General features: G+C 52.4%; 14 protein-coding genes and 1 pseudogene. 10 read left to right on the top strand and 5 right to left on the bottom strand.

Going from position 1 to position 13,969, the window contains the following annotated elements; genetic code table 11:
- Position 1: 1 nt before the first annotated feature.
- Positions 2 to 1,543, top strand: a complete 1,542-nt coding sequence (gene tyrR / locus IM267_RS03395; RefSeq protein ID WP_193032757.1) for a transcriptional regulator TyrR — start codon at positions 2 to 4, stop codon at positions 1,541 to 1,543.
- A 34-nt stretch (positions 1,544 to 1,577) separates the two neighbouring features.
- Here the strand turns inward: tyrR and tpx are convergent, their stop codons facing one another.
- On the bottom strand, positions 1,578 to 2,084 hold the full coding sequence (gene tpx / locus IM267_RS03390; RefSeq protein WP_063452311.1) for a thiol peroxidase: 507 nt from the start codon (positions 2,082 to 2,084) through the stop codon (positions 1,578 to 1,580).
- A gap of 106 nt (positions 2,085 to 2,190) precedes the next feature.
- On the opposite strand from tpx, the gene ycjG reads away from it, so the two are divergent.
- On the top strand, positions 2,191 to 3,156 hold the full coding sequence (gene ycjG, locus IM267_RS03385; RefSeq protein ID WP_193032756.1) for an L-Ala-D/L-Glu epimerase: 966 nt from the start codon (positions 2,191 to 2,193) through the stop codon (positions 3,154 to 3,156).
- Here the strand turns inward: ycjG and mpaA are convergent.
- Complete coding sequence (gene mpaA, locus IM267_RS03380; protein ID WP_193032755.1) at positions 3,147 to 3,860, bottom strand: murein tripeptide amidase MpaA; 714 nt, start codon at positions 3,858 to 3,860, stop codon at positions 3,147 to 3,149. The two genes, ycjG and mpaA, sit on opposite strands and share 10 nt — an antisense overlap.
- 183 nt (positions 3,861 to 4,043) lie before the next feature.
- Here mpaA and IM267_RS03375 point away from each other — a divergent pair, with 183 nt between their 5' ends.
- The 5 genes from IM267_RS03375 (at position 4,044) to dbpA (ending at position 10,429) form a co-directional block, all read left to right on the top strand.
- Positions 4,044 to 5,660, top strand: coding sequence for an ABC transporter substrate-binding protein (locus IM267_RS03375; protein WP_063866594.1), 1,617 nt, complete (start codon positions 4,044 to 4,046; stop codon positions 5,658 to 5,660).
- Positions 5,661 to 6,366: 706 nt separating this feature from the next.
- Entirely contained in the window at positions 6,367 to 7,497 is a 1,131-nt protein-coding gene (locus IM267_RS03370; RefSeq protein WP_193032753.1) for a methyl-accepting chemotaxis protein, read from the top strand.
- 90 nt (positions 7,498 to 7,587) lie between these two features.
- Positions 7,588 to 8,571 (top strand): zinc transporter ZntB, encoded by a 984-nt coding sequence (zntB, locus tag IM267_RS03365; protein WP_102751095.1) that lies wholly within the window; start codon positions 7,588 to 7,590, stop codon positions 8,569 to 8,571.
- 280 nt (positions 8,572 to 8,851) lie between these two features.
- Entirely contained in the window at positions 8,852 to 8,998 is a 147-nt protein-coding gene (locus IM267_RS03360; RefSeq protein ID WP_369750614.1) for a hypothetical protein, read from the top strand.
- A gap of 57 nt (positions 8,999 to 9,055) precedes the next feature.
- Complete coding sequence (gene dbpA, locus IM267_RS03355; RefSeq protein WP_193032751.1) at positions 9,056 to 10,429, top strand: ATP-dependent RNA helicase DbpA; 1,374 nt, start codon at positions 9,056 to 9,058, stop codon at positions 10,427 to 10,429.
- Between the two features lie 42 nt (positions 10,430 to 10,471).
- Here the strand turns inward: dbpA and ttcA are convergent, their stop codons facing one another.
- Together ttcA and IM267_RS03345 are read right to left on the bottom strand one after the other, a co-directional pair.
- Positions 10,472 to 11,407, bottom strand: coding sequence for a tRNA 2-thiocytidine(32) synthetase TtcA (gene ttcA / locus IM267_RS03350; RefSeq protein WP_063866612.1), 936 nt, complete (start codon positions 11,405 to 11,407; stop codon positions 10,472 to 10,474).
- 49 nt (positions 11,408 to 11,456) lie between these two features.
- Positions 11,457 to 11,702 (bottom strand): annotated as a pseudogene (locus IM267_RS03345) (tyrosine-type recombinase/integrase); the annotation flags it as partial.
- Between the two features lie 33 nt (positions 11,703 to 11,735).
- Between IM267_RS03345 and IM267_RS21460 the strand changes: the two are divergent.
- The 3 genes from IM267_RS21460 (at position 11,736) to IM267_RS03335 (ending at position 12,565) form a co-directional block, all read left to right on the top strand.
- Positions 11,736 to 11,867: a hypothetical protein gene (locus IM267_RS21460; protein WP_255507681.1), complete on the top strand. Its 132-nt coding sequence runs from the start codon at positions 11,736 to 11,738 to the stop codon at positions 11,865 to 11,867.
- A gap of 74 nt (positions 11,868 to 11,941) precedes the next feature.
- A complete protein-coding gene (locus IM267_RS03340; RefSeq protein WP_112791814.1) occupies positions 11,942 to 12,139 on the top strand; it encodes a hypothetical protein in 198 nt (65 codons plus the stop codon).
- Positions 12,140 to 12,142: 3 nt separating this feature from the next.
- Complete coding sequence (locus tag IM267_RS03335; RefSeq protein WP_193032749.1) at positions 12,143 to 12,565, top strand: GFA family protein; 423 nt, start codon at positions 12,143 to 12,145, stop codon at positions 12,563 to 12,565.
- A gap of 34 nt (positions 12,566 to 12,599) precedes the next feature.
- On the opposite strand, the gene ompC is transcribed toward IM267_RS03335, so the two are convergent.
- Entirely contained in the window at positions 12,600 to 13,709 is a 1,110-nt protein-coding gene (gene ompC / locus IM267_RS03330) for a porin OmpC (RefSeq protein ID WP_193032747.1), read from the bottom strand.
- Positions 13,710 to 13,969 lie beyond the last annotated feature (260 nt).

Genomic DNA, 13,969 nt, shown 5'->3' with positions numbered 1-13,969 from the left:
CATGCGTCTGGAAGTCTTTTGTGAGGACCGTCTCGGTCTGACCCGCGAGTTACTCGATCTTCTTGTTTTACGTAGCATTGATTTACGTGGCATTGAGATCGACCCTGTCGGGCGAATTTACCTCAATTTTGCCGAAATTGAATTCAATACCTTCAGTAGCCTGATGGCGGAAATTCGCCGTATCGCTGGCGTTACGGATGTTCGCACCATCCCCTGGATGCCGTCCGAGCGAGAACATCTCGCGCTGAGCGCGCTGCTGGAAGCGATGCCGGAGCCGTTTCTGTCTCTCGATCTGAAAAATAAAGTCGAGCGCGTTAACCAGGCCAGCTGCCAGCTGTTTGCGCAGAGCCAGGAAAAGCTCATCGGTCACCACGCTACGCAGCTGATCCCGGGGTTTAATTTCCAGCGCTGGCTGGACAGCAGCCCGCAAAATACCCATAGCGAGCACGTCGTCATTAACGGACAGAATTTCCTGATGGAGATCACGCCGGTCTACCTGAAAGGCGAAAATGCCGCGCGGGTGCTGACCGGCGCAGTGATCATGCTGCGCTCCACGGTGCGCATGGGCCGCCAGTTGCAAAATCTGTCCAGCCAGGACGTTGGCGCATTCAGCCAGATTATTGCGGTAAGCCCTAAGATGCGTCATGTGATCGACCAGGCGCGCAAGCTGGCTAATCTGACCGCGCCGTTGCTGATTACCGGTGATACCGGCACGGGGAAAGATCTGCTGGCGCATGCTGTGCATATGGCCAGCCCGCGCGCGGCAAAACCGTATCTGGCGCTGAACTGTGCATCGATTCCGGAAGATGCGGTGGAAAGCGAGCTGTTCGGGCATGCGCCGGAAGGCAAAAAAGGCTTCTTTGAACAGGCAAACGGCGGTTCGGTGCTGCTGGACGAGATTGGCGAAATGTCGCCCCGCATGCAGGCGAAGCTGCTGCGCTTCCTGAATGACGGCACGTTCCGTCGCGTGGGGGAAGATCATGAAGTGCACGTGGATGTGCGCGTCATCTGCGTCACCCAGAAAAACCTGGTGGAGCTGGTGCAGAAAGGGGTTTTCCGCGAAGATCTCTACTATCGTCTGAACGTTCTGACGCTCAATATCCCGCCGCTGCGCGATTGCCCGCAGGACATCATGCCGTTGACGGAGCTGTTCGTCGCCCGTTTTGCCGACGAGCAGGGCGTGCCGCGTCCGAAGCTTTCTGCCGACCTCGGCACCGTGCTGACGCGTTACGGCTGGCCGGGCAATATTCGTCAGCTAAAAAATGCGGTTTATCGCGCATTAACTCAGCTTGAAGGGTATGAACTGCGTCCTCAGGATATTTTGTTGCCGGATTACGATGCCGGGACGGTATCGGTAGGTGAAGAGGCAATGGAGGGCTCGCTGGACGACATCACCAGCCGTTTCGAGCGTTCGGTGTTAACGCAGCTCTATCGTAGCTATCCGAGCACGCGCAAGCTGGCGAAACGTCTTGGGGTCTCACATACCGCGATTGCGAATAAGCTGCGCGAATATGGGTTGAATCAGAAGAAGGGCGACGAATAAACAAAAAAGCCTCTTTGCAGAGGCTTTTTTACGTTTAGGCTTTAAGTGCCTCAAGTGCAGCGGTGTAATCCGGTTCGGTGGTGATTTCGTTAACCAGCTCGCTGAAAACAACGTTGTCGTTTTCGTCGATGACCAGCACCGCACGTGCAGCCAGACCTTTCAGCGCGCCTTCGGAAATGGCAACGCCGTATTGCTCCAGGAAATCCGGGCTACGCAGAGTGGAAAGGGTGATGACGTTGCTCAGGCCTTCAGCGCCGCAGAAGCGGGACTGGGCAAACGGCAGGTCAGCAGAAATGCACAGCACCACGGTGTTGTCCATTTCGGTCGCCAGCTGGTTGAATTTACGCACGGATGCCGCGCAAACGCCCGTATCGATGCTTGGGAAAATGTTCAGGACTTTACGTTTGCCAGCAAACTGGCTCAGCGTGACGTCAGACAGATCTTTAGCCACCAGAGTAAAAGGCTGTGCTTTGCTGCCAGACTGAGGGATGGAACCTGCAACAGCTACCGGGTTGCCCTGGAAATGAACGAGTTGTGACATAGATATCTTCCTGTTTACAAATAGTTAACGTCGTGGCTAGTGTATGTCATCCGCAGTTAGCACGGCAAACCAATTTTATGCCTTACCGGCCTGCAAGGAGTCAGTGATGAGAAGCGTTAAGGTCTATGAAGAAGCCTGGCCATTGCACACTCCGTTTGTGATCTCGCGCGGCAGCCGTAATGAGGCCTGCGTGGTGGTCGTTGAATGTGAAGAGGATGGCGTAAAAGGCGTCGGGGAATGTACCCCTTATCCTCGCTACGGAGAAAGCCTGGCCTCGGTCATGGCGCAAATTATGACGGTGGTGCCCGACTTGCAGGCGGGCCTGACGCGTGAGGCCCTTCAGCAGCGGTTGCCGGCCGGCGCGGCACGCAATGCGATTGACTGCGCACTCTGGAGTCTGGAAGCGGCGAAGCAACACAAAACGCTGCCTTCACTGCTGGACGTTACGCTGCCGCAATCGATCGTCACCGCGCAAACGGTCGTCATCGGTGAACCCGAGCAAATGGCGGCCAGCGCTCAGGCGTTATATGCCACCGGTGCAACCTTATTAAAGGTGAAGCTCGACGATCGTCTGATTAGCGAACGCATGGTCGCCATTCGTGCGGCGGTTCCAGATGCCACCCTGATAGTCGACGCGAACGAGTCATGGCACAGCGAAGGGCTGGCGGCCCGCTGTCAGCTGCTTGCCGATCTGGGCGTTGCCATGCTGGAGCAACCTCTCCCGGCAGACGACGACGCCGCGTTGGCGAATTTTATTCATCCGCTTCCCGTCTGTGCAGATGAAAGCTGTCATACGCGCGAGAGTCTTTCAGATCTCAAAGGCCGCTACGAGATGGTGAACATCAAGCTGGATAAAACAGGGGGGTTAACCGAGGCCCTGGCGCTGGCAAAGCATGCGCAGGCGCAAGGCTTTACCCTGATGCTGGGTTGTATGTTGTGCACGTCCAGAGCGATCGGCGCTGCACTCCCGCTGGTGAACAGCGTGCGTTTTGCCGATCTGGATGGCCCAACCTGGCTGGCGGTTGACGTTTCACCCGCCCTGAGTTTTACCTCTGGCGTTCTTCATCTTTGAGGCTGCCAGCGCAGAAGATCTGTCATCGCTTTGAGGTATTTTTCACTCGCTTCATCCGAGGAGATCGGCGGAAATTCTGCGGTGATACAGTGCAGGCCGAGATCGGCGCACCAGCTTCCAAACGACCCGGGAGTTTCATAGCCGACGCTGGTTACCAGCGGAAGAGCAAACGCATCCGCCAGCCACTGCCCGAGCGCCGTATGACGAGGATCTTCAATACAGGCGAGGGGATCGTGGAAAGAGACTACCCAGGCCGGGTGGATCTTATGAATAAGCTGGCACAACGCCTGAGTCTCGGGCTCGGAACCCGGTTTGTCGCCCGTGAGCAGGACCACATCGCGTTCCTGCGCCGAACTGTTCCAGCGATATACCGTTTCACCCGCGCGCCAGTTTGCTGCCGGAAAATTCCTGTTAAGGTCAACGCCTCGTGCATTTGCCCGTAATCCAAGCTGGCAACCGTCCGGGTTGACGCTCAAAATCACATGATGTCGTCGTAAATCGGGGGCCAGCGTACGTAGCGCGCACGAAAGCGTCACGATGGACGAGTTTTCATCGCCATGCGTGCCCGCAATGATTAAGCCGCTGGTACGATCGGGCTCGGGTGCGGGGAACCAGATCAGTGGAGCGCCTAAAAATGAGCGGCCATAATGTTCAGTCCCGGGCGGGAAGGCGCCGCGTTCCGTTCTTGGTCGGGTGGTTGCCATAGTAAACCCTGATGATGAAGTCGCTTCTGGCAGTGTTGTGCAAAACCCGCGCTTAATCAAATAGTTTCCGTCTGGATGGAAAATTGCCTGACATCAACTTTCCAGAGGAAGCATTTGCATTTCTCCGTGTCGAAACAAATAATTACGCATCTGCCTGTTACCTGACATCATTAAGGGGATCGTATGAAGCATCCTGTTTCGCTTCTTTGTACTGCGCTGTGGCTGTGCGGGCTTTCTTCACTTTCATATGCCGCGGAGGTTCCCAAAGGAACGGTTCTGGCGCAAAAGCAGGAGCTGGTTCGACACATTAAAGATGAACCCGCTTCGCTCGATCCGGCAAAAGCGGTGGGTTTACCCGAGATACAGGTGATCCGCGACCTTTATGAAGGGCTGGTGAATCAGAACGAAAAAGGGGAGCTGGTTCCCGGCGTGGCGACGCGCTGGCAAAGCAATGATAACCGTGTCTGGACGTTCACGTTGCGGGATAACGCTAAGTGGTCTGACGGTAGCCCGGTGACGGCACAAGATTTTGTCTACAGCTGGCGTCGCCTGGTTGATCCCAAAACGACGTCACCTTTCGCCTGGTTTGCAGCGCTCGCGGGCATTAACAATGCGCAGGCCATTATTGATGGTAAAGCTGCTCCGGATACGCTCGGCGTGACGGCAGTTGATGCTAAAACGCTGCGCGTGCAGCTGGACAAACCGCTGCCATGGTTCAGCAACCTCACGGCGAACTTTGCGTTCTATCCGGTTCAAAAGGCAAACGTGGAAAGCGGTAAAGAATGGACGCGCCCTGGCGCGCTCATCGGCAACGGTGCATATGTGCTGAAAGACCGCGTGGTGAATGAAAAGCTGGTGGTTGAGCCGAACACTCACTACTGGGATAATGCCAATACGGTGATAAAAAAAGTCACATTCGTGCCGATCAACCAGGAGTCCTCAGCGACCAAACGCTACCTGGCGGGCGACATTGATATCACGGAATCATTTCCGAAAAACATGTACCAGAAGCTGCTAAAGGATATTCCGGGGCAGGTGTATACCCCGCCACAGCTTGGAACCTATTACTACGCGTTTAACACGCAAAAAGGCCCAACCGCTGATGCGCGCGTGCGTCTGGCGCTCAGCATGACTATCGATCGGCGCATTATGGCGGAAAAAGTTCTGGGAACCGGTGAGAAACCGGCCTGGCATTTCACTCCTGATGTCACTGCGGGTTTTACGCCGGAACCCTCGCCATTTGAGCAGATGTCACAGCAGGAGCTGAATGCTCAGGCGAAAACGTTATTGCAGGCGGCAGGCTATGGTCCCCAGCGCCCGCTGAAATTAACGCTGCTGTACAACACGTCTGAAAACCACCAGAAAATCGCAATTGCCGTCGCATCTATGTGGAAGAAAAATCTGGGCGTTGACGTTAAGTTGCAGAATCAGGAGTGGAAGACCTACATCGACAGCCGCAATACCGGGAATTTTGACGTGATCCGTGCGTCGTGGGTAGGGGACTACAATGAGCCGTCGACATTCCTGTCGCTGCTGACGTCCTCACACACCGGCAACATCTCCCGGTTTAACGATCCTGCTTACGATAAGATTCTTCATCAGGCGACGCTTGAAACGACTGAAAAAGCGCGTAATGCAGACTACAACATGGCCGAGAAGATCCTCACCGAGAAAGCACCGATTGCCCCTATTTATCAGTACACCAATGGCCGTCTCATTAAGCCCTGGGTTAAAGGGTATCCGATAAATAACCCAGAGGATGTTGCGTACAGTCGAACAATGTACATTGAAAAGCATTAAAAACTAGGTAAGGCGCTTAAGTGGCTAAGGCAAATAGCCGTACATCGCTTAAGCGCCTGAACGCAGGGTTAATGCTATTTACAGGCGAGTTATTACCAAAAATCCTTCCATAAAAAGTGGCATTCATTCTTTTGATGAATGCTTCCAGCGATATTACTTTAAGAACTCTCACTCACTTGTCACCATTATACCAGAACAGGTAATCAGGGGATCCGAGAAGGGGTGTATGACAATGTGCATTAAAGCCCCCGGCAGTATATCGGGGGAGAGGATATACCATTTAAGCATGGCGCCTGAAACAGGCTGGTATATACGTCGCGAACATCAAAGTGCGAAAGAGAATGTCCTCATGACAGAGGACTATTTTTTCCATGCCGTCGACTGTCTGGCCTGAACGTAAGCCACCCTCGCGGGAGACGTCACTGAAACGTAGTTAATATATTAACCACGTTAACTTATTAAGCATGACTAAACACTGTTGCCCAACGGTACTCATCCTAAAATAGGTAAATGCTATTATTTAAGGGGAGCGGTAACCAAATTACAAACCGAATATTTACCATATAGCATGCTTTTTCTCTACCTTAAGTGAAACTGCGCAAATCAAACTGCAAAACAACAAACCAGCGACGAACGTGAGGACAAATTTCTGTGGCAATGCTATAACCCTAAGTGCCCACCAAAATATAAAGCTGTAGGAAAAACTATGCTAAGAAATATTAGTGTCAGAACCTTCATTGTCTATTTCCTTTTATGTGTATTTTTGGTAAGTGATGGAGTTATAGCGCTATTTTCAGGGAGTTTTTCGCTTTTTATTGCTGTCGTTATCGTACAATGCATCGCCTTGATTTTACTCTGGACGTATATGACAAAATATCTTGTGACGCCGATCAATACTGTGAAAAAAAGTATTGAAGAAGTGACGTCAGGTAATCTCGGCGTGTCGATACCTGAATTTGGCAACAACTGTGCGGGACGGCTGATCCCGGGCATTAATAGTCTGTCCAGCAACATTGCAACGCTGGTCCGTGAGATCCGCGCCTCCGCGCAAACCGCGATGACGCTTTCAGATCAGCTCTCTTCACGCAGCGCGCAGCTTTCGATCAAAACAGAACAGCAATCTGCCTCGCTGGTGGAAACGGCTGCCAGCATGGAACAGATGGCTGCAAGTACAAAAAATAATGCCGACAATACCCGTTTAGCCAGCGAGCAGGCGAATATCGCGACGTTGCAGGCGCGTAAAGGCGGAGAGTTAATGGGTCAGGTCTCAAATAATATGCAATCAATTACCGATTGCGCCCAGCAAATGACGGAGATTATATCCCTGATTGACGGGATCGCTTTCCAGACCAATATTCTGGCGCTAAATGCCGCCGTTGAAGCGGCAAGAGCGGGCGACCATGGTAAAGGATTCTCTGTGGTGGCCGGTGAGGTCAGAAGCCTGGCGCATCGTAGCGCCGAGGCGGCAAAAAATATTAAATCACTGATTGAAGTTACCAGCCATAACGTGACGCAGGGCGTGAACGTGGTCTCTGAGGCCGAAAAAAACATGCACGACATTGTTACCGGTTCTGGCAACGTGAGCCGACTGATGGATGAAATTTCCGCCTCAACGTCAGAACAGGAAAAAGGCATATCACAAATTACGCAGGCATTGTCGGAGCTGGAACGCGTAACGCAAAGCAACGTGTCGATGGTTGAAGAACTTAGTGGTTCGTCTGATGTGCTGCGCAATCAGGTGATAGAGTTACAGGCGCGAACACGCAATTTCCGTCTGGAAAATGAGTACGAGACTGACAATGCGTTAACACGCCGCGAGTGGGCGGTGAATTCCTGAGCGTATTCAGGACGATGCCTCATATAATTATTGCTTAACCCTCGACGAAAGCTAGACTGACACCGGAAGAGATAAAACGGTGGAGGCGCTGTGGAGAGCATTAAAGGGTCTGAAGTTAACGTACCTGACGCGGTTTTTGCATGGGTATTTGATGGACGCGGGGGCGCAAGGCCGCTTGAAGATCAGGATCAAATCGACAGCGAACATCCGTGCTGGCTGCACCTTAACTACACGCATCCGGACAGCGCCGAGTGGCTCGCGTCCACGCCGCTATTGCCCAACAATGTCCGGGATGCGCTGGCGGGAGAAAGTCTCAGACCCCGCGTAAGCCGGATGGGTGAGGGGACGTTAATCACGCTGCGTTGCATAAATGGCAGTACGGATGAACGTCCGGATCAGCTGGTGGCAATGCGTGTTTACATGAATGAACAACTGATTGTTTCTACCCGGCAGCGTAAAGTGCTGGCGCTTGATGACGTCATTAACGATCTGAAAGAGGGCACGGGGCCTACGGATTGCGGAAGCTGGCTGGTGGATGTATGTGATGCGCTAACCGATCATGCCAGCGAGTTTATTGAAGAACTCCACGATAAAATCATCGATCTGGAAGATAACCTGCTCGATCAGCAAATTCCTCCGCGTGGTTTTCTTGCGTTGCTGCGTAAACAGCTCATCGTGATGCGCCGCTATATGACCCCGCAGCGCGACGTATATGCGCGACTGGCCAGCGAACGCATGAGCTGGATGAACGACGATCAGCGTCGCAGAATGCAGGATATTGCCGACCGGCTTGGCCGTGGTCTGGACGAGATCGATTCGTGTATCGCCAGAACGGCGGTCATGGCGGATGAGATAGCGCAGGTGATGCAGGAATCACTAGCCAGGAGAACGTACACCATGTCGCTGATGGCGATGGTCTTTTTACCGAGTACGTTCTTAACCGGGCTGTTTGGCGTCAATCTGGGGGGCATACCCGGCGGGGAATACCACTATGGCTTTACCACGTTTTGCGTCATGTTAGTGGTTTTGATTGGGGGTGTTGCATGGTGGTTGCATCGTAGTAAATGGCTGTAAATTTACGTTTTTATGATGCTTCGGCTGCTTCAAAACGACATTTTAATTGAGCGAAGTCAATAAACTCCGACCATGTTAGGTGCAATATTACTCCCGCAGGTGAATGCAACGTCAAGCGATGGGCGTTGCGCTCCATATTGTCTTACTTCCTTTTTTTGAATTACTGCATAGCACAATTGATTCGTACGACGCCGACTTTATAGTCGGCTTTTTTTTGCCTCCTGTTTATCTGCGTCTACCCTTTAGGGGTCAGCACCCAAATCTGGAGGAAAAGATGAGTATGCTACTTGCCCTGCAACGCCTGACTACCTGGCAGTCCGATCCGGTGCCCACCGATCCGACCCCGATACCCGATCCCATCCCACGTCCGCAGCCGATGCCGGATCCGCCACCGGACGAAGAACCGATTAAATTGTCGCATCGTTAGCGGAGATCTGCGAGGATACGCGCCATCTGACTGCAATCATTACCACGAGAGTATATTGTGACCGCTTTTTCCACGCTGAATGTTCTGCCTGAAGCCCAACTGACTAATCTGAATGAGTTGGGCTACCTCACTATGACCCCCGTCCAGGCCGCCGCCCTGCCGGCTATCCTCGAAGGCCGTGACGTGCGCGTGCAGGCGAAAACCGGCAGTGGAAAAACGGCTGCCTTCGGACTTGGCCTGTTGCAGCACATTGATGCAACCCTGTTTCAGACCCAGTCCTTGATACTCTGCCCGACGCGTGAGCTGGCCGACCAGGTCGCGGGTGAGCTGCGTCGCCTGGCGCGTTTTTTGCCAAACACTAAAATTTTAACGCTCTGCGGCGGGCAACCGTTCGGTGCGCAGCGTGATTCTCTTCAGCATGCGCCGCATATCATTGTGGCGACGCCGGGCCGTCTGCTCGATCATCTGCAAAAAGGCACCGTGTCACTCGATGCACTGCAAACGCTGGTCATGGACGAAGCTGACCGCATGCTGGATATGGGCTTCAGCGATGCGATTGACGAAGTGCTCCGCTTTGCCCCGGCCACACGTCAGACGCTGCTCTTTTCTGCCACCTGGCCTGAGGCCATTGCGGCGATTAGCGGGCGTGTGCAGAAAAATCCGCTGACCATTGAAATCGATACTGTCGATGCCTTGCCGGCGATAGAGCAGCAGTTCTTTGAAACCTCTCAACAGGGCAAAATTCCACTGCTGCAAAAATTGTTGAGCCAGCACCAGCCGGCGTCCTGCGTAGTGTTCTGTAATACCAAAAAAGACTGTCAGGCGGTGTGCGATGCCCTGAACGATGCCGGGCAGAGCGCGTTATCGCTGCATGGCGATCTGGAGCAGCGCGACCGCGATCAAACGCTGGTGCGTTTTGCAAACGGCAGCGCTCGCGTGCTGGTTGCAACGGATGTGGCAGCCCGTGGCCTTGATATCAAATCGCTTGAGCTGGTGGTGAATTTCGAACTGGCATGGGATCCGGAAGTGCATGTCCACCGCATCGGACGTACCGCGCGTGCGGGTAACAGCGGTCTCGCTATCAGCTTCTGCGCACCTGAAGAGGCGCAGCGCGCCAATATTCTTGCGGAAATGCTGCAACTGAAGCTCAACTGGGTAAATGCCCCAGTGAACACCAGCGTTGCTCCGCTGGCGGCGGAAATGGCTACGCTTTGCATCGACGGCGGTAAAAAAGCCAAAATGCGTCCCGGTGACGTTCTGGGGGCGTTAACAGGAGATATCGGTCTCGACGGGGCAGATATTGGCAAGATCACGGTCCATCCTGCACATGTCTACGTCGCGGTTCGCCAGTCGGTTGCCCACAAGGCCTGGAAACAGTTGCAGGGCGGGAAGATTAAAGGGAAAACCTGCCGCGTTCGGCTGCTGAAGTAAGGAAAAAAGCGTCTCAGAAGCAATGCCTGAGACGCTGTCAGGTTATTTCACTTCCACCACGTTCAGGCGCAGTTCATCGAACTGTGCCTCTTCTTCCTCCGGCTGCCAGCCGGCAGGCTGCATCGGGATGTCTTCGCGGTCAAAGGCCAGATCCCCGCCATTCACTACTTCTGAACCGTGGTTAATGCCTTTGAAATCGAACAGCTCAACGTCGGCCAGGTGCGAAGGCACCACGTTCTGCATCGCGCTAAACATGGTTTCGATACGGCCCGGATAGCGTTTATCCCAGTCACGAAGCATGTCGCCAATGACCTGACGTTGCAGGTTCGGCTGTGAGCCGCACAGGTTGCACGGAATAATAGGGAAGGCTTTAGCCTGAGAGAAACGCTCAATGTCTTTCTCGCGGCAGTAGGCGAGTGGGCGGATCACAATGTGTTTGCCGTCATCGCTCATCAGCTTCGGCGGCATGCCCTTCATTTTGCCACCGTAGAACATGTTCAAAAACAGCGTTTGCAGGATGTCGTCCCGGTGATGACCAAGTGCAATCTTGGTTGCGCCCAGTTCTGTTGCGGTGCGGTACAGAATGCCGCGACGCAAACGTGAGCAGAGCGAGCAGGTTGTTTTGCCCTCTGGGATCTTCTCTTTAACGATTCCGTAGGTGTTCTCTTCAACGATTTTGTACTCAACGCCCAGGTTCTCCAGATACTCGGGGAGAATATGCTCCGGGAAGCCCGGCTGTTTCTGATCGAGGTTAACCGCGACCAGGGAAAAGTTCACCGGTGCGCTTTGCTGAAGATTGCGCAGGATCTCCAGCATGGTATAGCTGTCTTTACCGCCCGACAGGCAGACCATGATGCGATCGCCTTCTTCAATCATGTTGAAGTCTGCAATGGCTTCGCCCACGTTGCGGCGCAGTCGCTTTTGCAGTTTATTCAGGTTGTACTGTTCTTTCTTGTTAATTTCTTGATTTTCTTGCATTTATTTGTTACTCAGATCTCAAATGGGGCACAAGGCGAGGAAAACGATTTCAAAGCGTCAGCTTCGTATCCCGCTTTTCCACCTGTTCGCTGTTCATCTCTTCTCTGCATGTAGCATAGATTTCATACACCATCTGCGCATTATCGTGCCCCATCTGGTTAGCAATAAAAGACGGGTTTGCGGCTGCTGGTAAAAACCAGCATGCGAAAGTGTGCCGTGTATGGTACGGATTGCAGCGACGAATGCCAGCACGTTTTACAATTGAGTCCCACAAGGCGAATGGGTTGTCTACACTTAAAGCTTACGCAGTAATAAAACGGAGGTGAAAATGACTGACCGACCAGTTAATGGTGACCATCCTGATTTTAACCCCATCCCGGATAATCCGGAGAAGGATGGAAGTAAGTCCAAAGACGATCCTGGCTCAGCGCCTGAATCGGGCGATAAAGATCCAGAGTGATGACAAGCCGCCTTCACGAAGGCGGTTTTAACAAAATGTACAGCACCTCTTAGCTTTCCATTATCTACGATACCATGAAGAATAAAGACGAACAGACAGGATTAGTTGGGCTGGCGATTGGTGCCGCCGTTATTGGGCTGGTTTCATCACAGAAGATCATCAACCGTCAAAGTATTGTCGATGAGCTGGTCAGGCTCGGCAGGCAGAAGGGGGATGGTGTCGAAGATGAAGTCTTTTTAAAAGCAGCTGAGTTAGTGAGAAAAGGGGTTTAAGCGATGGCTGAAATTCGGCAAGCACAGTGCCATTGTGGGGCGGTACAGTTTACCGTTGAGCTGACAGACGGCCTGAATACCGCACGCCGCTGTAGCTGCTCATTTTGTCGTATGCGTGGGGCGGTAGTCGTATCTGCGCCGTTGACGGGCATTAAGGTGACAAAGGGGGAGGACAGGCTCACGGAGTACCGCTTTAACACGGGCACAGCGCGCCATTTCTTCTGCTCGGTCTGCGGTATTTACACGTTCCATCAACGACGCTCCAATCCCAACGAATACGGTGTCAATGTCGCCTGCCTGGAAAATGTCACGCCATTCGACTTCCCGGAAGTGGCGGTGATGGATGGGGTAAATCATCCCATGGATGGCGACAGCGGGGTGGTTGGTTATCTCTCATTCCGTAAAGAAGAAGCGAAACATCATTAAACGTTAGCCCGCAGATTTCTGCGGGCTGATACCATTAGAACTGATAAACCAGGCCTAATGCGACAACGTCATCTGTACCAATGCCGTTGTTTTTGTAGAATGAGTCATCTTCATCCAGCAGGTTGATTTTATAATCAACATAGGTGGACATATTTTTGTTGAAATAGTAGGTAGCACCTACGTCAGCATATTTCACCAGGTCTTTATCGTCCTGGCCATTGCCCAGATCTTTGCCTTTAGATTGTAAATACGAAATAGCCGGACGCAGGCCAAAGTCAAACTGATATTGCGCAGTGACTTCTACGTTCTGCGTTTTATTTGCTACCGCATCCGCATTGTCACCGTACGGCGTCATATTACGGGTTTCGGAATACATTGCCGCCAGGTAGATATTGTTGGCATCGTATTTCAGACCTGCGGTCCATGCATCCGCAGTGTCGCCGCCCGCAGTGGTGTAATTTACCTGATCGTTGGTACGGTCAGAAGAGGCGTATGCGGCGCCCGCACTGAAGCCCATGCCAAAATCATAGGTAGCGGAGATACCGTAACCATCACCGTTTTCATGACGCACATCGCGACCATTGTTGGTGCCTTCCTGATTGTTGCTGGCATCTTCATTATTACCCTGATACTGCACCGCAACGTTCAGGCCCTGCACCAGACCAAAGAAGTCGGTGTTACGGTAGGTCGCAACGCCATTGGCACGACCGGTCATAAAGTTGTCGGCATAAGTGTAAGAGTCGCCACCAAATTCAGGCAGCATATCGGTCCAGCCTTCTACGTCGTACAGTACGCCATAGTTACGGCCGTAATCGAAGGAGCCATAGTCGCCCACCTTCACACCCGCGAAGGCCAGACGCGTCCATGACTGATTGTCAGAACCTTCGGTGTTGTTTGCCTGAATGTTATATTCCCACTGCGCGTAGCCGGTCATCATGTCGTTGATTTGGGTTTCACCTTTAAAACCCAGACGCATATAGGTTTGGTCGCCATCTTTCGACGCGTCGTCAGAGAAATAATGCAGACCATCGACTTTGCCATACAGATCCAGTTTATTGCCGTCTTTATTATAAATTTCAGCTGCGTGAGCGGTTCCAGCCATTAACAAAGCGGGGATCATCAGTGCCAGTACTTTTCTTTGCATTTGGATTATTCCTTTGCGGTTATTTTTTATTACTTCGTGAACTTTCCGGACTGGAAAGGTGTCCCATGCTAAATCACTCTGATGGCGGATGAATAAAATATAATTGTTACGGGTTAAGTAAAATCTCAACCAAATAATGCGGCTGAAATGATGATTGATGCCGTGAATAAATTACAGTGACAGATACAAAATAAAAATTATTATTTGCGGAGTAAACAGGTAATCTTCCCGGCGTTATATGCCTTTAAGATTTTTTCATC

The sequence above is a fragment of the Enterobacter cloacae complex sp. P15RS genome, assembly GCF_014895905.1.
Lineage (GTDB): Bacteria > Pseudomonadota > Gammaproteobacteria > Enterobacterales > Enterobacteriaceae > Enterobacter > Enterobacter quasihormaechei.
Note: the sequence above shows the minus strand (reverse complement) of the source record. Positions and strands in the feature narration are given on the sequence as shown.